17 protein-coding genes are annotated in these 20,172 nt (G+C 58.6%); 10 read left to right on the top strand and 7 right to left on the bottom strand.

The window, feature by feature from the left end:
• Nucleotides 1-89 precede the first annotated feature (89 nt).
• From AU381_RS17745 to pgi, 8 genes are all read left to right on the top strand, one after another.
• Nucleotides 90-1,619: a sugar ABC transporter ATP-binding protein gene (locus tag AU381_RS17745; RefSeq protein ID WP_064243043.1), complete on the top strand. Its 1,530-nt coding sequence runs from the start codon at nt 90-92 to the stop codon at nt 1,617-1,619.
• Between the two features lie 70 nt (nt 1,620-1,689).
• Nucleotides 1,690-2,676 (top strand): ABC transporter permease, encoded by a 987-nt coding sequence (locus AU381_RS17740; protein ID WP_064243042.1) that lies wholly within the window; start codon nt 1,690-1,692, stop codon nt 2,674-2,676.
• 36 nt (nt 2,677-2,712) lie between these two features.
• Complete coding sequence (locus tag AU381_RS17735) at nt 2,713-3,696, top strand: substrate-binding domain-containing protein (protein ID WP_012707230.1); 984 nt, start codon at nt 2,713-2,715, stop codon at nt 3,694-3,696.
• Between the two features lie 53 nt (nt 3,697-3,749).
• A complete protein-coding gene (locus AU381_RS17730) occupies nt 3,750-4,799 on the top strand; it encodes an aldo/keto reductase (protein ID WP_064243041.1) in 1,050 nt (349 codons plus the stop codon).
• A gap of 30 nt (nt 4,800-4,829) precedes the next feature.
• Nucleotides 4,830-5,870 carry an aldo/keto reductase gene (locus AU381_RS17725; RefSeq protein ID WP_046117985.1) on the top strand — a complete coding sequence of 347 codons (1,041 nt, stop codon included), beginning with the start codon at nt 4,830-4,832 and terminating at the stop codon, nt 5,868-5,870.
• 477 nt (nt 5,871-6,347) lie between these two features.
• On the top strand, nt 6,348-7,214 hold the full coding sequence (locus AU381_RS17715) for an N-acyl homoserine lactonase family protein (RefSeq protein WP_064243040.1): 867 nt from the start codon (nt 6,348-6,350) through the stop codon (nt 7,212-7,214).
• A gap of 34 nt (nt 7,215-7,248) precedes the next feature.
• On the top strand, nt 7,249-8,511 hold the full coding sequence (oiaX, locus tag AU381_RS17710; protein ID WP_064243141.1) for a 3-oxo-isoapionate-4-phosphate decarboxylase OiaX: 1,263 nt from the start codon (nt 7,249-7,251) through the stop codon (nt 8,509-8,511).
• A gap of 59 nt (nt 8,512-8,570) precedes the next feature.
• Entirely contained in the window at nt 8,571-10,196 is a 1,626-nt protein-coding gene (gene pgi, locus AU381_RS17705) for a glucose-6-phosphate isomerase (protein WP_064243039.1), read from the top strand.
• Between the two features lie 78 nt (nt 10,197-10,274).
• On the opposite strand, the gene AU381_RS17700 is transcribed toward pgi, so the two are convergent.
• The 3 genes from AU381_RS17700 to AU381_RS17690 all read right to left on the bottom strand — a co-directional run bounded on the left by AU381_RS17700 (nt 10,275) and on the right by AU381_RS17690 (nt 13,435).
• On the bottom strand, nt 10,275-11,060 hold the full coding sequence (locus AU381_RS17700; RefSeq protein ID WP_174552531.1) for an SDR family NAD(P)-dependent oxidoreductase: 786 nt from the start codon (nt 11,058-11,060) through the stop codon (nt 10,275-10,277).
• 145 nt (nt 11,061-11,205) lie between these two features.
• Nucleotides 11,206-12,087, bottom strand: a complete 882-nt coding sequence (locus AU381_RS17695; RefSeq protein WP_064243037.1) for a beta-keto acid cleavage family enzyme — start codon at nt 12,085-12,087, stop codon at nt 11,206-11,208.
• A gap of 1 nt (nt 12,088) precedes the next feature.
• Nucleotides 12,089-13,435, bottom strand: coding sequence for a four-carbon acid sugar kinase family protein (locus tag AU381_RS17690; protein WP_064243036.1), 1,347 nt, complete (start codon nt 13,433-13,435; stop codon nt 12,089-12,091).
• A gap of 137 nt (nt 13,436-13,572) precedes the next feature.
• Between AU381_RS17690 and AU381_RS17685 the strand changes: the two genes are divergently transcribed.
• Complete coding sequence (locus AU381_RS17685) at nt 13,573-14,364, top strand: SDR family NAD(P)-dependent oxidoreductase (protein ID WP_037434659.1); 792 nt, start codon at nt 13,573-13,575, stop codon at nt 14,362-14,364.
• Between the two features lie 148 nt (nt 14,365-14,512).
• Entirely contained in the window at nt 14,513-15,214 is a 702-nt protein-coding gene (locus AU381_RS17680; RefSeq protein WP_064243035.1) for a FadR/GntR family transcriptional regulator, read from the top strand.
• A 94-nt stretch (nt 15,215-15,308) separates the two neighbouring features.
• On the opposite strand, the gene AU381_RS17675 is transcribed toward AU381_RS17680, so the two are convergent.
• The 4 genes from AU381_RS17675 to AU381_RS17660 form a co-directional block, all read right to left on the bottom strand.
• Nucleotides 15,309-16,190, bottom strand: coding sequence for a beta-keto acid cleavage family enzyme (locus tag AU381_RS17675; protein WP_064243034.1), 882 nt, complete (start codon nt 16,188-16,190; stop codon nt 15,309-15,311).
• 163 nt (nt 16,191-16,353) lie between these two features.
• On the bottom strand, nt 16,354-17,076 hold the full coding sequence (locus tag AU381_RS17670) for a FadR/GntR family transcriptional regulator (RefSeq protein WP_064243033.1): 723 nt from the start codon (nt 17,074-17,076) through the stop codon (nt 16,354-16,356).
• Between the two features lie 417 nt (nt 17,077-17,493).
• Nucleotides 17,494-18,495: a helix-turn-helix domain-containing protein gene (locus AU381_RS17665; protein WP_064243032.1), complete on the bottom strand. Its 1,002-nt coding sequence runs from the start codon at nt 18,493-18,495 to the stop codon at nt 17,494-17,496.
• Between the two features lie 333 nt (nt 18,496-18,828).
• Nucleotides 18,829-20,166, bottom strand: coding sequence for a TRAP transporter large permease (locus AU381_RS17660; protein WP_064243031.1), 1,338 nt, complete (start codon nt 20,164-20,166; stop codon nt 18,829-18,831).
• Nucleotides 20,167-20,172 lie beyond the last annotated feature (6 nt).

Raw genomic sequence — 20,172 nt, 5'->3', positions numbered from 1 at the left:
TGAATAAAGGGAAAAAAACCGCTTGTCAAAATAGGTATGACCTTATACCTTCTTCCGAGGCTGATGAGGAGTTGGCCTTGGGAGGTTTTATGACGACGGGAAGTGTCACATTCGACACCACACTACACTCGACGACCGGACACGGTCTTCTGCTGGAGGCGGATGGTGTTGCGAAGGCGTTTCATGGCGTTCCGGCACTGCGTAACGGGCACCTGAAGCTTCGTCCGGGGACCGTCCACGCCTTGTGCGGGGGAAATGGGGCTGGGAAGTCCACCTTCCTAAACATCGTTATGGGTCTTCTGCGCAGGGACGAGGGCAGCATCAAGATTAAGGGTGAAGTGGTCGATTTCCGCTCCGCCAGCGAGGCGCTCGATCACGGCATCGCCATCATCACCCAGGAGCTTTCTCCGGTTCTGGAAATGACTGTCGCCGAGAACATCTATCTCGGAAGGGAGCCAAAACGTCTTGGGGCCTTCATCGATTTTGCCCTATTAGAGACGCAAGCGCAGAAGCTCCTGGACGACATCGGCTTCCCGATCCGTGCCAATGCCCGTATGTCAAATCTCAGCCTCGCCGAAACCCAGTTGGTCGAGATCGCCAAGGCGCTGAGCTTCGATGCGGATATCGTCATCATGGACGAGCCGACTTCCGCGATCGGCGAGCACGAAGCCCACATCCTGTTCGCGGCGATCGATCGTCTGAAGCATCGTGGCTCGGGCATTATCTACGTTTCACACAAGCTCTCAGAAATCTTCGAGATTGCGGACGAGTTCACGGTCTTCCGCGACGGCAACTACATCGTAAGCGGCTCCATGAAGGAGACCACCCGCAAGGAGCTTGTCACTCATATTGTCGGGCGTGAGGTCAAGGTCGTCGAGAAAGAGCGTCCGAACGCAGGTGCTCCCATCTTGCTTGAAGTCCGCAACCTGTCCCGCGAGAGCGAATTCAAGGACATTTCGATCTCCGTCGCCGCCGGCGAAGTTTTCGGAATCTACGGTCTCCTCGGCTCCGGCCGGACCGAGTTCCTGGAGGCGGTCTATGGGATGGAGACGCCGACATCCGGCGAGGTGATGCTTGCAGGAAGGCCGGTTCCGCGCGGCAAGCCGCGTGAATCGATCAAGATGGGCATGGCGATGGTGTCCGAGGACCGCAAGGACAGCGGCTTGGTCCTGTCGTCTTCGATCGCCCACAACATCACGCTTTCCGCCCTTTCCCTGATGGCGGTCAGCGGCTTCGTGAAGCAGCAGAAGGAACGCGAAGTCGTCGAGGAGATGATCCGCTCCCAGCGGATCAAGACCAGCTCCTCCGAGCTTGCGGTCGAGAATCTGAGCGGCGGAAACCAGCAAAAGGTCGTCTTCGCGCGATGCCTGACGACCAATCCCCGACTTCTGATCTGCGATGAGCCCACCCGCGGCATCGACGAAGGCTCCAAGCAGGAGATCTACGCCTTCCTGCGGGACTTCGCCGCCAAGGGTCACGGTGTTCTCGTCGTGTCGTCCGAGGCTCCGGAGATCCTCCAGGTCAGCGACAGGATCGCGATTTTCAAGGCAGGCACGTTGGTCGACGTCATCGACGGCCATGGCGCCACCCAGCAAATGATCATGGAGCTCGCAAGTTGAGGAGTCTGCGCTCCCTCAGGTTCGGCAAGCTACTGCTGCCGGTGTCGCGGCAGGATTTAGGACGAGTCAAATGAACGCTAACATCACCAAGATCGCCACCGGCACTCCGTCGGAGCGCAGGAAAGCCGAGATCACCAAGGACTTCATAAAGTCCTTCAGCATCATTCTGGTGTTTCTCGCAATCTGCGTGCTTTTCACCTCGCTGAACCAGTACTTCCTCACCTGGAACAACTGGCTCAACCTTCTTCGCCAGTCGAGCATCAACGGCATTCTCGCCATCGGCGTCACGTTCGTCATCCTGACAAAGGGCATCGACCTGTCGGTCGGATCGGTCATGGCACTCGCCGGAATGCTGGCAGCCAACCTGGTCACCACCGGGAACGAGCACCTTGTGATCTGGAGTATTCTTGCAGCGCTCGGTACCGGAGCCGTCGTCGGCCTCGCGAACGGGGTTCTCATCGCCCGGATCAACGTGCCGCCTTTTGTTGCGACGCTCGGAATGCTGAGCATGGCCAGGGGCCTCACTCTAATCTATTCCGACGGCAGGCCGATCGCTAACCTTACCGCTTCCCTGCGGTGGATCGGCAGCGGAAACATCCTTGGCCTCCCTGTCCCCGTCCTCATTTTCTTCGCCGTGTTCCTGATTGGCTGGCTCACGCTCTCGAGGACGACTTTTGGACGCTACGTCTACGCCGTTGGCGGCAATGAAAAAGCGGCCAGGACCAGCGGCATCTCGACCCGTACCATCATCGCTGCCACGTACGTGATCTGCGGTCTGCTCGCCGGGCTTGCCGGACTTGTGCTGACGGCCCGCACGACAGCGGCACTGCCGCAGGCGGGCATCGGCTACGAACTCGACGCCATCGCGGCAGTCGTGATCGGCGGCACGAGCCTCTCCGGCGGACGCGGCTCACTCGTAGGGACCCTCTTCGGCGCATTGATCATCGGCACCATCAACAACGGGATGGATCTGATGGGCGTGTCGTCATATTACCAGCAACTATTGAAAGGAGCCATCATAGTCTTAGCCGTGATCGCAGACCAGATACGCAAGTAACCGTTGCCAATTGCAACAAAAAAATCGGAGGAGAATATGATTAACAGACGTACGTTCATTGCCGCGATCGCAGCCTCGACGATGCTGCTCGGTGCGGACCTCGCCGCAGCCCAAGAGAAGATCCGTATTGCTGCACTTTCTTTCGGCGAGGCAGGCGAATACATGAAGGCCTGGTCCACAGAGATCCAGAACCACCCTGCCGTAAAGGAGGGCAAGGTCGAGATCACGGTTTTTGATGGAAAATACGATCCGCTTATCCAGGCCAACCAGATCGATACGGCGCTGACCCAGCAGTTCAATGCGATCATCATGGCCCCGTTCGATCTCGAAGCTTCCGCGCCGGCCATCGACAAGGCGGCCGAGGCAAAGGTCCCGGTGATCGTCTCGGCGCTCAAAACCTCGTCGAAAAACTATACCGCGTCGATTATCGTCGACGATCGCGAAGGCGGCAGGATCATCGCCGAGGAAATGGCGAAGCGCCTCCCGAGCGGCGGCAATCTGGTCCTCATGGAAGGGCCAATCGGCCAGTCGGCCCAGATTGAACGTCGCGCCGGCGTCGACGCCGGGCTCGAAGCGCATTCGAACCTCAAGCTGCTCGCCGACAAGAGCGGCAATTGGAGCCGCGCCGAGGGCCAGGCTCTCATGGAGAACTGGCTCTCCGCCTATCCCGACCAGATCAATGGCGTCCTCGCTGAGAACGACGAGATGGCGCTCGGCGCCATTGAAGCCATGAAGGCAGCCAACGTTGACCTCAGCAAGGTGCCGGTCATTGCGATCGACGGCATCCCGGACGCAAAGCGCGCCGTGGAGAACGGCGAAATGGCGGTCACCCTGTACAAGTATGCGAGGGCGGAAGGGCAAGGTGCAGTAGATCTTGCTTTGCGTCAGGTAATCGGCACGGAATACAAGCCGCAGTCGGAGGTATGGAACGGCCTGATGGAGTGGAAGGACGGCACACAGAAGGACTACGTCGTTCCATGGCTGATCTTGGACAAAGATAACGTCAAAAAGTACATGTGATTATTGTTGGCGAGCCCGTCAACGGGCTCGCCACTGTCAGATCAAGGTGAAATATGACTGTGCTAGAGAAGAGAAAGATCGGTAACACCGGAGTCGAACTGACTTCACTGGGTCTTGGTACCTCGCCATTGGGCGGTTGCGGCGTGAGGGTCCCGTTCACCGATTTCGAAGCCGTGGTCATGAAGGCCTACGAGCTGGGCGTGCGGTATTTTGATACGGCACCGCTCTATGGCCTCGGCAAGTCCGAGCACAGCCTGGGTCATGTGCTGCGCGTGAACGGCATCATCGAGGACGTGGTCATCAGCACTAAAGCGGGACGTATCCTCAAGCCCGCGAGCCGCTCGAAGCGGGCGGAGAGCCTTTACGGCATCAACTGGATCGACCCGCTGCCTTACGTCGACGAATACGACTACACGTACGACGGGATAATGCGTTCATTCGAGGACAGCCAGCAGCGCATGGGCGTTGATGGCGTCGACATTCTCTATCTCCACGACGTCAGCGGCGTCTGGCATCGCGACAGCTACGACCTCTACCTCTCACAGCTACGCCAGAGCGGGTATCGGGCCTGCGATGAGCTTCGGAGCAGCGGAGCAGTCAAGGCGATAGGGCTCGGCGTCAACGAGACCGCGTCCGTTCTACAAGTCGCTGGCGAATTTAATCTTGATTGCTCGTTGGTCGCGGGCCGCTACACGCTGCTTAACCATCAGCCTCTTGAAGACTTCTTCCCCGAGGCTCAGCGCCGCGGGATCTCAATCATCGCAGGCGGCGTCTACAATTCCGGCGTCCTGGCAGAGGGAAGCAAAGGTGCGGCTGCGGTCCGGACGTACGACTATCAGACAGCCAGCCCCGAAATCCTGAAGCGCGTTGAAGCTCTCGAGGCAGTTTGCGGCGAATTTGGCATTTCGCTTGCGACGGCGGCGACGCAGTTCGTCTACTCGCACCCGGCCGTCACTGCGGTGGTCCAAGGCGCCCTTAGCACTGCCCACGTCGAGGCGAACGTCAAGGCGATTTCCGAGAAGATCCCGCCAGGGTTCTGGTCCGCGCTCAAGGCAAAGAGCCTCATCCCGGAAGCGGCTCCGATCATGACATCGGCCGCCTGAATACTTCGTAGTCAAGAAAAGGAATATATGATGTCGGACCTGGCAAAGCGCCCGCTCGGCAAATCGAATGTACGGGTAACGTCACTGGGGCTTGGAACGGTTCCCATTTCGGGCTTCAACGCGGACGTATCATACGACGAGTTCGAGCAGACGATTCTGTCGGGTTACGCTGCGGGCATTCGATACTTCGACTGCGCTCCCATGTACGGCTTCGGGAAGTCCGAGCATTTCCTGGGCCACGCCCTTAGAGTGAATAAGCTGCGAGACGACGTCGTCGTGAGCACCAAGGTGGGCCGTGTCCTCAAGCCAGCCAGCCGCACGAAAAAGCTCGACACCGTCTATGGAATCGAGTGGATCGATCCCCTGCCCTTCCTGGACACTTACGACTACACCTACGACGGTATCATGAGGTCGTTCGAGGACAGCCAGCAGCGTCTTGGTCTCGATTACATCGATGTCCTGCTCGTACATGATGTCGGGCGCGCCTGGCACGGCGATCGAAGCGAGTTCTACTGGGATCAGTTGAGAGCCTCCGGGTACAAGGCATTGGACGAGCTGCGGTCCACCGGCTGCGTCTCGGCGATTGGCCTCGGAGTCAATGAAACGGATTCCGTCGTAGGCGTCTCCCGGGAGTTCCCTATCGAGTGCGCCCTGGTGGCCGGACGCTATACATTGCTCAACCACGAACCCCTGCACTCCGCCTTCGACGAGCTTTTGTCGAGAAATGTCTCAATCATCGCAGGCGGCATCTTCAATTCGGGTATTTTGGCCAGCGGAACCTCTGGCGCAACGGCGACATACGACTACGGGAAAGTCCCGGCCGCCGTCCTCGACCGGGTCAAATCGATCGAAGCGGTGTGCGAGGAATACCGGGTCAGCTTGCCGGCTGCCGCAATGCAGTTCGTATATGCCCACCCGGCCGTGGCCACATTAGTCATGGGCGCGAAAAGCAGTGCTGAAGTCGATCAGAACGTGGCGGCGATCAACGAGCGCATTCCGCCCGCATTCTGGACCGCCCTGCAATCGGCCGATCTGCTGCCCGCAACAGCGCCACTCCCCGCGGTGGCGTGACGGTTATGGGGTATCAGCGGGGCCTTGTTCCGTTCTCCTGCAACGAAGTCACAAACGCCGTTGAATTGCAGGAGCAGCGGTCTGAACTGGAGACCCTGGTCCGGGCTTACGGCGAGGTGCTCGCACTGTTCTCCTTCATGCACCTCGGCTTGAGAGAGCCCGGCATGAATCTGCTCTTCGCCCAGCTGTCGTGCCGTGCCGCCGATATATTGGAGTCCGTCGGACAGGGGGGCGACAGAAGGAGGCGCTTGGCGGCAACCGAACATGCAGCTCGGCATCTTGGCCGGGCCCGCTCTGACCTTTTACAGGCCCAGAGGGCATTCGAAGGGCGGCTGGGAAGACAGAGTACCGAACTCTTGAGGTTGCTGACGAGAGCTTCGTTGGAATTGAAACGGGCATCTGCGCTATTGGGCACCATGACATTCGACGCGAGCGGATGTTGCGCAGGGCCGTTGTTCGCAAACGCGGAGGAAACACATGGGAGCGCATTCCGTTTGGGTGCTTGAGTATGCCCAAAGCCCTGTTCACCCGGTGAGCGGTGTCTATTACGGCGCCCATAACCAGGGAACGATGAATCTGCCATTCGCATACATTCTGATCAGGACGGCCGATGCGGTCGCGTTAGTCGACGTCGGCCACGATGCAAACGATTTCGGGGGAGAGATAGCGAACTCGATCGGAGTAACCGGATGGACGTCGCCGGACATAGTCTTGGGTGAATGTGGCGTCCGGCCTGAGGACGTGACTCACATATTCATAACGCACGCCCATTTCGATCACATTGGCGGCCTGAAGTTCTTTCCCAATGCAAAGATCTTCATCCAGAAGAAGGAGCTTGAATCCTGGATGTGGATCCTTGCCAAGGGCCGCCGGTTTCGATCGCTATTGGCTGGGCTGAACCCCGCCGATATACTTTATCTTACCCAGGCGAACATCGAGGGCAGACTGGAACTTCTCGAAGGGACGCGGGAAGATGTCCTTCCGGGCATTCACCTGTATCCCGCCCACGACACTCATACCGCAGGCTCCCAATATGTTGTGGTGCAAAACGGAGGCAGCGATGACAGGCTGGTGTTGTCCGGAGATGTCGTCTACACCTACCGGAACCTCACTGGCGACGATCAACTCGATCCTTGTTTCGTCCCCCCAGGGCTTGCGAATGGCAGCCAGACGAAGCTGATCCAGGCAGCCGAAGAGATGCTGGGCATCGTGGGAAATGACGAGCGTCGGATCATTCCGGTGCATGAGGAAAAATTGGCCCAATTCTATCCCTCCCGCCTGAGCGATCACGGGCTGCGGATAGTCGAGATCTGCGTCGCGGACGGAGAGCGATCGAGGGTTTGATCCTTCTGTTTTGATTACGAACGGTGTGCACGACATGAATAGAAACGACTGCGTCGTCATGACGTATCTGATCGAATGCGACGGGGATCCTCGATCATTTGCAAGCAAGATCGCCAGCGATCAGTCGACGGGCACGTTCGTCGACCTCCCGGGGGAGACGCCGGAGTTGAAGGCGCGGGTCGCCGCCCGCGTGCTTGACGTCCGCGAGCTTCCCCCGATCTCCGTGCCCTCGATCCCCCAAAACGCGTCGGGACCTTCGTATCGGCGGGCGGAAGCCGACATCGCCTTTCCGATTGAAGCGATCGGCGATGATCTTTCGGCTTTGATGACGATCACGATCGGCGGAGTCTTCTCGATCCGAGGCTTCACCGGCATACGTGTCTTGCGCATGCAATTGCCGCATGCGTTCGGGGCTTCCTACCCAGGGCCTCAGTTCGGCATAGCGGGGACGCGGCGGCTGACAGGCGTCTTCGACCGCCCCCTGATCGGCACGATCATAAAGCCGGCGCTAGGGCTGCGTCCCAACGAAACGGCCGAGATGGTGAGCGAGCTTATCGCCTCGGGCGTTGATTTCATCAAGGATGACGAGAAGCTCTGCGGTCCGCCCTATTCGCCGCTCGAGGAGCGGGTGAGAGCGATCATGCCTCTTATCAAGGACCATGAGCAACGGACCGGAAAGAAGGTAATGTATGCCTTCAACATCTCCCATGTCGATCCCGACGTCATGATGAGAAACCATGACGTCGTCGCCGATGCCGGCGGAAACGCGGCCGTGATCAACATAAACTCTATCGGGCAAGGCGCTTTCCTGTTCTTGAGGAGGCGTTCAAGACTGGCGCTGCATGCCCACCGTAACGGATGGGACATCCTCACCCGCCACCCCGGCCTTGGGATGAATTTTTCTGTTTACCAGCAGTACTGGCGGCTGCTCGGCGTCGACCAGTTCCAGATCAACGGCATTGGATCTAAGTATTGGGAGCCCGACGATTCGTTCGTCCAGTCTTTCCACGACCTCGTCGCCCCCTTTACGTCCGCAGGGGAAAAGCCCATGCCGGTCGTTTGCTCGGGGCAATGGGGTGGACAGGCGCCTGAGACATATCGTCGAACCGGAAGGACGCTCGATCTCCTGTACCTCTGCGGCGGAGGCGTCGTCAGTCATCCAGACGGTCCAGGTGCGGGCGTCAAAGCCGTTCGACAAGCATGGGAAGCCGCGCGCGAGGGTGTTGACCTAGATTCGTACGCGCAGAACCATCCCGAGCTCAAACAGGCGCTGGCCAAATTCGGCAAGCGCGATTGAACCTTCCCTGGCGGAAAATGACAGCGTCTTAACTCGCGCCTTGGATCGCAGGTATCCCCATGAAGACCATCGTCGAACAGCTCAAGTCCGCCGTTTCGGCCACTAATGCAACCTACATCCGCGCCGCCTTTGCGGCCGATCCGAACCGCTTCTCGCGCTTCAGCCTGAGCCTCGGCGACCTGCTTTTCGACTATTCGAAATGCGCGGTGAACGACAGGATTCTCGATGGTCTCGAGGCGCTCGCCAAGGCGGCGAAGGTCGAGGAGAAGCGCGACGCGATGTTCCGCGGCGACGTCATCAACATCACCGAGGAACGCGCGGTGCTGCATACGGCCCTGCGAAACCGGTCGAACCGGCCGATCCTCGTCGGCGGCAAGGACGTCATGCCCGATGTGAACGCGGTGCTGGAGGCCATGGGCGCCTTTGCCGACGACGTCCGCGCCGGCGCACTCAAGGGTGCCACCGGCAAGAAGATCACCGACGTCGTTAACATCGGCATCGGCGGCTCCGATCTCGGCCCGGTGATGGCGACGCTGGCGCTCGCGCCTTTCCATGACGGTCCACGGCTCCATTTCGTTTCCAATGTCGACGGCGCCCACATCGCCGACACGCTGAAGCTGCTCGATCCGGAGACCTCGCTCTTCATCGTCGCCTCCAAGACCTTCACGACGATCGAGACGATGACCAATGCCGCGACCGCCCGCGCCTTCATCGCCGGCAAGCTCAGCGAGGCGGCGGTCGGCCATCACTTCGCGGCCGTCTCGACTGCGCTCGACAAGGTCGCCGCCTTCGGCATCGACGCCTCGCGCGTCTTCGGCTTCTGGGACTGGGTCGGCGGACGTTATTCGATCTGGTCGGCAATCGGCCTGCCTTTGATGATCGCCATCGGAAGCGAGAGTTTCGGCCGCTTCCTCGACGGTGGCCACGCGATCGACGAACATTTTCGTACCGCCCCGGTGCGGGAAAACATCCCGATGCTTCTCGGCCTCATCGGCTTCTATCACCGCAACGTGCTCGGTTATCCGTCGCGGGCGATCCTGCCCTACGACCAGCGCCTGTCGCGCTTTCCCGCCTATCTGCAGCAGCTCGACATGGAATCGAACGGCAAGGCGGTCACGCTCGACAGCAAGCCGGTCGAATTTCAGACCGGGCCGGTCGTCTGGGGCGAGCCCGGCACCAACGGCCAGCACGCCTTCTACCAGCTCATCCACCAGGGCACTGACATCATCCCGGCCGAGTTCATGATCGCCGCCAACGGTCACGAGAAGGACCTGCGCCACCAGCACCAGCTGGTGATCGCCAACTGCCTGGCGCAGTCGGAGGCCCTGATGAAGGGCCGGACACTGGCCGAGGCCAAGGCGCAACTCACCTCAAACGGCATGGAAGAGGCAAAGGCCGACAAGATCGCGCCGCACCGCGTCTTCACCGGCAACCGGCCGTCGCTGACCTTCGTCTACGAGCAGCTCGACCCCTTCGCGCTCGGCCGCCTGATCGCGCTTTACGAGCATCGCGTTTTCGTCGAAGGCGCGCTCTTCAACATCAACTCCTTCGACCAGTGGGGCGTCGAGCTCGGCAAGGAACTGGCGACCGGGCTGCTGCCGGTCGTCGAGGGGAAGGAGAGCGCCGAGGGACATGATTCTTCGACCGCGGGCCTCGTTGCGGCACTGCTGAAGGCTCAGGGCTGAGTGACCTATTTGCTAAACGCCGATAGGGCGTCCGATCGCGGGCAAGCGCTCCGGTAGGCCGCACGATGGCTAGCTTGGTTATCTTCCTATTCGCGCTATCGCGGCATGGCGAGCCGCTTTGACGGTCTCTGTCAGCTTGCGATTTTCGATCACCACCTGTTTCGTCGCCTCGTCTCCACCCACGACATGGTCAATGTCGTTCATCAGAGCATCGAACCCCTGCTTCGCGACGAGTTCCCGATCGTTTTTCATCGCTTTTCCGATCGGCGTGTCGGCCATGCCAGCATTGGCATGGAATTCTGTGTTCGTCGCGCCTGGAAGGAGGGCCGTTACCGTAACACCCGTTCCCCTCAGTTCTTCGCGCAGCGACTCGGCGAACGAAAAACCAAACGCTTTCGAAGGACCGTAGGTTGTTTCGAAGGGCGTGGGGGATGTGGCGGAAACCGACGATACAATCAGAATGCGGCCATTGCCGTTCGCAACCATATGCCGGACCACGTGTTTCGCCATGTGAACCGTTCCGGTGACGTTGACTGCTATAACACGCAGATCATCCTCCAATGCAGTCTCGGCAAACGCTCCGCCTACTGCAATGCCCACATTCAGCGCGCACGCATCGACCGGACGCTTTAGATGCATCACGAAGCGCCAGAAAGCTTCGACTCCTTCGTATGTTCCTGCGTCGGCCCGTAACGCGAATGTTTCTGTGCCGTCACTCCGAAGTTTTTCAGCTGCCTCGAAGATCTTTTCGCTGGAGCCAGACAGCGCGATATCAAACCCCTTTTGCGCAAATTGCCTAGCGAGCTCGAAACCTATACCGGACGAAGCGCCCGTCACCATTGCCAAAGGCCGACCGCTATTCATTTTAAATCTCCTTCCTAGCGTCCGCTCTTTCCCGTCAGCCATTCAATGGCGCCCGCCAGTCGAGCGCGCGACCGTTTATCCGCCGTAGTTACTCGCGCTTGCTTTTTTTCAAAAGCGGCGCGGTGTAGGTCCCGCCAACACCGAGTTAGTTACTCAGATCAAGCATTTGACGGACCTCCTCTGGAGTAGCTGGCTCCCTTCCCGCTGCCCGAATGACCCGAACAGTCTCGCGGATCAAAACTTCGTTTGAAGGATAGTCGAGCTCCGGATAAGGATAGTCGCCGATTCCCATGGCTAGGTGGCCGCCCCGTTTGGCAATGGTATCTGCGAGTGCGAGCAGGTTGCCGCCCAGCACGTTTGCCGTCCATTCAATCCGTCGGTCTGGCGGCAAGAACATCAAATGTGCCTCGAGCCCCTGCCGGGTTCCGGGATGACCGGTAATCGTCTTGCCGTCCGTCATGTGAAACAGCATGTAGCCCGGTTCATCGATTAATCCCATGTCCATCAGCATGAGCGCCCGCCTGGTAAAACCGACGGACCAGCTTACCATCTTGGGCTTCACGCCTGCCTGCTTTAGTTCGCGAGCATAATGCACGAGCGAGTCGGTTGTGTTGACGTAGATACGCTCGGCAAAGGAAACGTTGCCGCTTTCGCGGTCGAAGGTCTCGAGATTGGCGCTTCCGGTATCGATGGGTGCGATATCCGGCTTCGTTATCGGGTCTTGCGCAAGCCGAACCACATTATCGATCCGGTTACGGGCATCGGCATCGTTCGAGATGAAGCCGAGCGTGGGGAGGATGAGAATGTCCGACTTAGCCTTCACCTTGCGAATGATATCATCGTAAGCTTCGAACGTATTCAATGGCTGGCCGTCGACCGTTCGCGCGTGGAAGTGCAGGATCGACGCGCCTTCTTCACGCACCCTGGCTGCGGTCTCCGCAATCTCGTCGGATGTCCAAGGAACGTTCCTATTGTGGTCGCGCATTGCATACTCGTTGATGCGCGCCTCAAGGATAAGCTTCTTCATCCTAAGCCTCCACGTGCTGCTTCTCGGTGCCGCGAAGCACGCGCATGAAATAGTCGTCGTCGCCGACCTGGCCTCCTTTGAGGAGAACCTCGAGCCCGTCCAATCCCCCGCCCATCAGCTCGCAAAGATGACCGTGCTGAACCCGATCGAAGACCTTGATGGTCAGCGACTCCGCCGCGCTCTGCCGGACCGCGTAGCTCGAACTATCGCCGCCGGCTAGGACCACACGTTGGACATCCGTCTCCCTTCTGGCCGCGACCATGAGATTGGCATAGGCTTCGCCAATGAGCTGGGGCGGAATGTCCTCGAACCTCTCGCGGTCCATTGCGTGACCCCGTGCGGTGTAGACGATCGTCGGCCGCTCATTGGCGAGGTGGGCCATGATCTGCGGTTTGACGAGTTCGATTTTGTGTGCGACCGCCCGACTGTCGGTAAGCTCGAGCGGATTGAGCTCAAGCGCCGCCCAGCCCGCCTGAACCGCAGCGTCGATCTGGCGGCCCGTCTGAATGGCGCAGCTGCCCGACAGCACCAGCAGGTTGGACGCGGGTGCGATGGTCGTTCCGACGTCCAGAAGATCGAGCGGATTCTTGTGTTTCGCCAATTGCTTGCCGAGCGCCTGAGCAAGACCCTGGGCCGCTATCGCGAAAACCGGCCGTTTTTTGTGATACTCCCAAAGCGCGCTGGAAATATTGTCGAGATCGCGATTGTCCACGCCGTCGAAAACAACGCCCTTCCTGTCGGCAAGCAAATTTTCGAGGCGTCTCGACAGTGTCGCTTCGTCCCGGATCTCCGGCAAGAATATGTTGGCGAAATCGAGGGAGCACAGGTCGGCCAGGTGCCGCCGGAGATCAGATTCCTTCATCGGAGTACGTGGATGGTTCGACATGCTCGGATGCCGATCCAGTCGCACGATCTCGGAACCGAATTTCGCATAGTGGTTGCCAAACGCCGTGTAGCGGCCGAAGTCGGGCGTTGCAGCCAAGACAACCAGGTCGTATTCGCCTCCGCCCCCCGCGAGCTGTTCCGCGGCTAACCCGAAGTTGCCGACCTGCGGGGCGGAATCGAAGGTCGAGCAGATCTTGTACTGCAGGAACGTGCAGCCTAACGCTCGGAGCGCTTTGAAGGCCGGAAATACTTCGGCTGTGATGTGCGAGTTATCCAGTGCTCGCGCCGTTCCCGCAAATCCCACGACATCCAGGTCGCGAGTTGCTTCCGCCAGCGTCTCCTGCGATGGAACCCGCAGATAAAGCCTGGTTTTCAGGCCGTTGCGGTGAAACTGCGCAAGGTTTTCCGACGAACCGGTGAAATCGTCACCGTAAAAGCCAACGAGTGGCCTCTTCCCTTCCATTTCTCTACCTCCCTGGCGGCGCGCCGCATGAACGCGCATCCACAACCACTTGACAGCAGTAATAAGGAAGGATCATAACATGGTCAAGATCATACCTCATACCTTTAGCGCAACTAGAACCGTTTGGGAGGTCAACTATGCGTTTGAACGGGAAAACAGCCATTGTAACGGGCGCCGCCCGTGGCATCGGCAGAGCCATCGCTATTGCTTTTGCCCGCGAAGGGGCTCAAGTCGTGGTCTGCGACCGCGACGAAGAAGCGGCCAAGCTCACTGCGGAGGAAATCGGTTCCGCGGCGCTGGCCGTCCGTGCGGACATCTCCGTCGATGAAGACGTGAGCGGTCTGGTCAATCAAGCGCTCGCGCGCTTCGGCAAGATCGACATCTTGGTGAATAATGCTGGAATTGGCGCGACAACCCTGTTTTTGGAAAGTTCGAGGGAAGAGTTTGAGCGGGTCGTTCGCATCAATCTCACCGGCACGTTCTTGGTGTCCCAGGCGGTCGCGCGGACTATGGCTGAACACAAGAGCGGTTCGATCGTGAATATCGCTTCGCTGTCTGGACAAAAGGGTGGCGTCGGTCGGTCCGCTTACGGCGCGTCAAAGGCCGGCGTTGAGCTGCTCAACAAGGTCATGGCCGTTGAACTGGCCGACCACGGCATCAATGTGAACGCAATCGCTCCAGGACCGATTCTGACGGAAGTTTCGCGTACTATGCACACCATTGAGACCAGGGAAGCCTACCACCGTCTGGTTCCACAGCGTCGCTATGGCGAGCCGGAGGAGATTGCCGATGCCGCTGTATTTCTCGCTAGCGAGGAAGCGCGCTACATTACGGGCCATACTTTGAATGTCGATGGCGGCTTCCTGGCCGCAGGACTGTTGTTCCCGTTTGATCCCAAGACATCCAAAAAGCTCGGCGACGAAAGGTGACATTCGCAAAGCTGGCCAGGGCGTTTTGGCGTTGGTCTTCTTCTGCCGTGCGACATTTGTTTTACGAGTATCCGGCCGGGGTGGTATAAGGTCTCACGACCACCCCGACTCTGCGGGGGTGCAGATTGGATGCTGAAAGGAAAACTGTGTGTTGAACAGTCAGAAGAAACCGCAGACGCGGGTTGAGTTCGCGTTGGATTACATTACCAAGGAGATCGCCCAAGGCAATCTAAGAGCCGGCGACAAACTTCCAAACGAAAAGGACCTGGCCGAGCAGCTGGGAATTAGTCGTACCCCCATTCGCGAAGCGATGAAGACGCTCGCCGTCGCAGGCTTGATCGATATTCGGCACGGCCACGGAAGCTATGTTCGCGAGGAAAAGGGCGCTCCCGCGCTGCCCCTCAATCTTTTCCAGTTGTATCTTCAGGATTCGACGCCCGAAATGCTGATGGAACTGCGGGACATCTTCGACCGCAATTGCTCAGAACTCGCCGCGCAGCGCCGCACCGACGAAGATCTCGCGAGGATGCGTGAATGCATCGACAGGCTGAAGGCGCTCACGGAGCAGCCCGACGCGTCGCTGGACGACATGTTGAAGGCTGATCTCGATTTTCATCGAGCGATCTATGAGGCCACAGGAAATAAACTCATTATGACGGTAGCCGAGTTCGTCTTGAACATGGTCGCGCCATGGGTCCGAAAATCGCTTGATGTCAGCGGCCGTGTGAGAGCGGTCGATCTCCATGAACAGATCTACGATGCCATTCTCAAGCAAGAGATAGGCCCGCAGAACCGCATGAGCGTCGACGCCAACATGCAGCACTTCATGCAATCGCTCGATCAAGAATGAGAGTGGGCGCGGTTCACTGAACTCGTGATCTGCTTGGCCTCGGGGGCGGCACCGACTGCGCGACACCTGCAGCCGTGAGTGCGGCTGAGGCAGCTTACCGCAATCCAAGCATCTCCCGCGCCTCATCCGGGGCGGCAATCTCGCGGCCCATGGCCCGCGCGAGATTTGCGATGTGGCGGACAACATCGCCGTTGTTGGCGGTGCCCAGCTCCGGCCAGCCATAGTCGCCGAGGCCGACGGATACGTGCCCACCCATTTCTATAGCCGCCGCTGCCGGGGCGGTGATGTTGCCGATCTTGTTGCAGACGCTCCATTCGAGCGGTTGCGCCGGTAGGAAATCGAGGTGAGCAAGCAATCCCTTGACGGTCCCAGGATGGCCTCCAAGGATGCCCTGATCAGTCAGCTCGAACATCAAGTACGCAGGATCAACGACGAGGCCCATCTCTCTGAGAGCCTCGAAGGTTCGCGTAAAGGCCACCGTCCAGCTCACAAATTGCGGCTTGACGCCGAGCTCTGGCAGCCTCTTGGCAAACAGCTTCAAGGTCGCGACGTCGTTTCGATAGGTCATCGTGTCGGAAAGGAATTTGCGGGCTTCTGGATCAAAACGGTCGATATTCGTACTCCCGGTGTCGATCGGAGCGATGTCAGGGCGCGTGGCCGGATCCTTGGCAAGCACCTCGAGATGAGCAAGGCGGCTTTCCCGACCATCCTTCGTGATCTGACCGAGCGTCGGGTAGACCAGGCAATCACACGCGTCTCGGATCGCCCTGATCGCTTTCGCATAATCTTCTGCGCCGTGGGCCGGCGCACCCTCCGCGTCTCTCGCATGAAAATGAACGATGCTCGCGCCGGCCTCCCGCGCTTTCGCGGCTTCCAATGCAATCTCTTCCGCTGTGAAAGGCACGTTCGGGTTCGCGGAGCGCGGCATGTACTCGTTCAAGCGCGCTTCGATGATCAGTTTTCGCTTCGCTGACATCTTTCTTACCTGGCCCCCTTCTCGGCCCCGCTACTCGTGAGCGTGCGGAGTGACTCGTGTGAAAAGATCGCCCTTTGCAGCGGCGAATGAACAGCCGCCTTGGACTTCACCATTCGCCGCCACTCCTTGGTTGCCTTAGAAGGGCTTACATATAAGCGTATTCTTATCCCGCTTTAGAAGTTGCTGTGTCCAACGATTGCTTGAAGTGCTGCATGTTTGCTTCGACGCTCACTCGGTTTTTCTGGCCGACCGTACGATCGCGTATCGAGCCATACATCTGTTCGTGCAGCTCGACGGCGCGGACGCGCCCGCTTACATCCAGCGATTTCTTCACCCAAGGCGCGACCATGTTCAGAACGAACTCGGCAATGGTGACGATCAGTATGTTGCCGCTGGCCTCGTAGACAGCACGGTGAAAATCGAGGTCAGCTTTCAACATGTCGTCCAAGGAGGCGCCGGGCTGTTGCGTTAGCGCCTTCAGGCGATCGATGCATTCCCGCATCTTTGCCAGATCGCTTTCCGTTCTTCGTTGTGCTGCGATTTCGGTGCAATTGCGATCGAAGATATCCCGAAGCTCCATCAGCATTTCGGGGGTGGAATCCTGAAGGTAGAGCTGAAACAGGGTGAGCGGTGTGGAGGGCAGGCCCGGCCCTTCTCGCACATAGCTTCCGTGTCCATGCCGTATGTCTATGAGTCCCGCCACCGAAAGGGTCTTCATCGCCTCGCGAATGGGGGTACGGCTTATGCCTAGCTGCTCGGCCAGCTCCTTCTCGTTTGGAAGCTTGTCGCCCGCCTTCAGATTGCCCCGGGCAATCTCCCCGGTGATGTATTCCAAGGCCAGTTCGAGGCGCGTCTGAGTCTTCTTCGGCTCGTCCAACACTCTCATCCCTTCCAATCTTTCACATCAGCCGGTGTGGTACTGATGGTATTACGTTATACCATAAGGAAAGATACTGGAACCGGAAGTCGCATAAACGATCAAACAAACGCGGCAGAGTTGGCGAGCCGGTACCCATTTTTCGTTTTCGCGCCTTGCCTGAAAGGGGGACAGCAGCCCGGCAGCAAAACCTACCGTCGACATTTAACGTGTTCCCGGTCTGCAGCAGGGCCGCGCCGCTGACTCGAGAGACGGCTGCATCGGCTATTTCCTCCCGCGCATGACGGCGCTTCTGCACCAGTCGGTGGCACGCCTCGCTCCTTCCGCTGTATGCTTGTCGCGGATACCTCCGCCAAAATGGGACGGGGCGCTACGTTTCGGCGGGGCTTCCCAATGTCCTACGCGGTCCTACCGCAGACCTCAGATCTAACCCGGTGGTCGGATGCGAAAACTTGACGACTGCAAAGTCTGTGAAGGTGCTTGCCCGAAACGCTTTCGGTAGTCAGCGGCGAAGCGGCCGGAATGCGAGAAACCCCATTTTCGAGCGATGTCGCATACCGTTTGCGAGGACTTAGCCTGCAAGAGTTCTTGGTGAACGGCGTCAAGCCTCAAATACTGCAGATAAGAACTCGGAGTTGTTTGTTTGAAACGTCGAAAGCCATCTTGAAGGCTTCTTATTCCGGATCCCGATACCAGCGCGATCTCTTGAATGGTCAGGGGTTTCGAAAGGTTCGCTCTCATAAACTCAACCGCCCGCTTGACGTGACGAGGCATGGGCGACGTCCGCCGATTTAGTTCCGCTGTATGACGGTGTGGCAAACTCTCCAGCAGCAGTTCAACCAGGGCGTTGGCGAAGCTGGTACGAGCGACCGGCGCGTTGCGCAACGCCGCGCTTGCGGCCAGCCCAGAGTGGAGCGCGGCGGCCGTCTGGGCGATTATCAAACCAGGTCCAGCCGTTAAGTCGATCTCCGGAAAGAAATCAAATCCTCCCGACACCGGCACCTCCAGCATGTCCATCAAACGGCTGGAGAGCGTCGCCCGGTCGACCACTACAACGAGATGCTCCATTGGGCCGGACAAGGTGAGGCTCTTGGCCTGCCGGCAGGCGACTATTGCGCCTTGCCTCGGCGAGGTCAGAACCCTTGCGCCGTTTACATCGATTGCGGCGAAACCATATCGTGGGAGAAAAATCAGATATTTTTCATTTGCACTCTCGTGCTCGAAAACAGCACTTCCTTGGTAGCGACAGAGGGCCAGACCTAAGAGCTCAGCGGCCGCGTACTCACACCTGAATTGTATTCCAGATCTTGCAGTGGGCTTCACAGTAACTCTCGTTTCAGAGCCGGAAAGGATTGATGAGAGTTCAGCCGGATCGGTGCACTCGACGACGACGTAGTCTTCTTTACCTGCAAGATTTCCTCGACGCATTTGAGGCTCCATCTAACCAAGCTCGCAACCTAGATCCTTCCCGGGTGGGGAACTGATGAGCCAGCCTTGGATGAATTGCATGAAACTTTCACAGCTCCACAAGCACCCCATCCTGGCTGGCAGCTACCGTCTCTCCTGGGCATGAAACCAATACGGCCTCGCTGACCTGCCACTTAGAAGCTGACTTTCACGTCAAAGACGCGCCGAATTGATCGATCGGCCGCGCGCCAAAGATACTGTTTCTTCCAACGCGCTTAGGTAGCGAACTCCGCTTTCGCGAACTCACCCCGCCGCTGGCCAAGGCGGGGTGGAGCAATAGTAGACTCGCTGGGTTTACTTAAGGACGGACGGAAGCCAAAGTACTAGTGACGGCCACATCAGAAGGGCGATTAAGAACACAATCTGGATCACCATGAACTGCCCCATCCCCCTGTAGATCAATTTCAAGCTCCACTGGGGGACGACGTTCCTCAAGAAATATGCCGACATCGCCACGGGCGGACTCAAATATGCGGTCTGTAGATTAACCGCGACAAGTACACCGAACCAAAGCAGGAGTTCCGGCTTGGTCATTCCCAAGTCGAGCTGGAGGACGATCGGCGTGAAGATCGGGAGAAACACCAGAACAATGGCGGGCCACTCAAAGGGCCAACCAAGAGCGAATATGATGACCATAATGATGACGAGCTTCCACATGTCCGAGACAGGAATGCTCGTAACGACGTCCGTGATGATCGCCGCTCCACCTAGTTGAGTGAAGACAGCGCCGAATACATTCGACGCTACCGCGAGGAGGAGAACCATGCTCGAGGTAACTACCGTGGCCACTGCGGCATTCTTCAGCGTCCAAAAACTAAGCTTGCGGTAAGCGAGTGCCAAGATTGTTGCCCCCACCGCTCCGCAAGACGCGGCCTCCGTAGGGGTGGCCAATCCGGACAGAATGGAGCCGAGAGTTGCGACGATAAGCAGGCACAGCGGTAGAACGCCGACAACAAACTCGCGCGTGATCTCGATCGCGCTACCTACCCGCTCCTCGATTGGTAGAATCGGACCAACGCGGGGATTTATATAGCTTCGTGCGACGCAGTAGATCGCATAGCAAACAGCAAGCATGAAGCCGGGTGCCATCGCGGCTCCGTACAGCTGGTTCACGGGCACTCCGAGAGTCGGTCCCATTACAACGAGCATCACGCTCGGCGGAATGAGGATCCCGAGCGTGCCACCGGCTGCGATGGCGCCCGCTGACAACTTCGCATCATAGCCCGCCTTTATCATCATCGGCCCGGCCATGATGCCGAGGACGGTCACCGCGGCTCCCACGATACCCGTGGCCATCGCGAAGATCGTCGCCGTGACAAGCACGGCAAGAAATAGGGAACCGCTCAAGGGAGCCATGATTTGCCGCATGGAGCCGAACAGTCGGTTCATCAGGCCCGCCTGCTCGGTCATGTAACCCATGAATATGAAGAGTGGGACCGCCGGAAGAATGTCGTCCTTCATCGTCCCGAAAATCTGTAGATAGGCGAGGCTGAAGGTTATGTTCACACCGATCCCGGTCGAGCCGAAGACAAGTGCGATAAAGAGAAGCGTGAACGCGATCGGAAAGCCGACGAAAATGAAAGCGAGCATGCCGCCGAGCATGGCGACGCTGAGAATGTCGTTGAAACTCATTGTGTT

This window comes from Sinorhizobium glycinis, assembly GCF_001651865.1.
Classification (GTDB): domain Bacteria; phylum Pseudomonadota; class Alphaproteobacteria; order Rhizobiales; family Rhizobiaceae; genus Sinorhizobium; species Sinorhizobium glycinis.
Note: the sequence above shows the minus strand (reverse complement) of the source record. Positions and strands in the feature narration are given on the sequence as shown.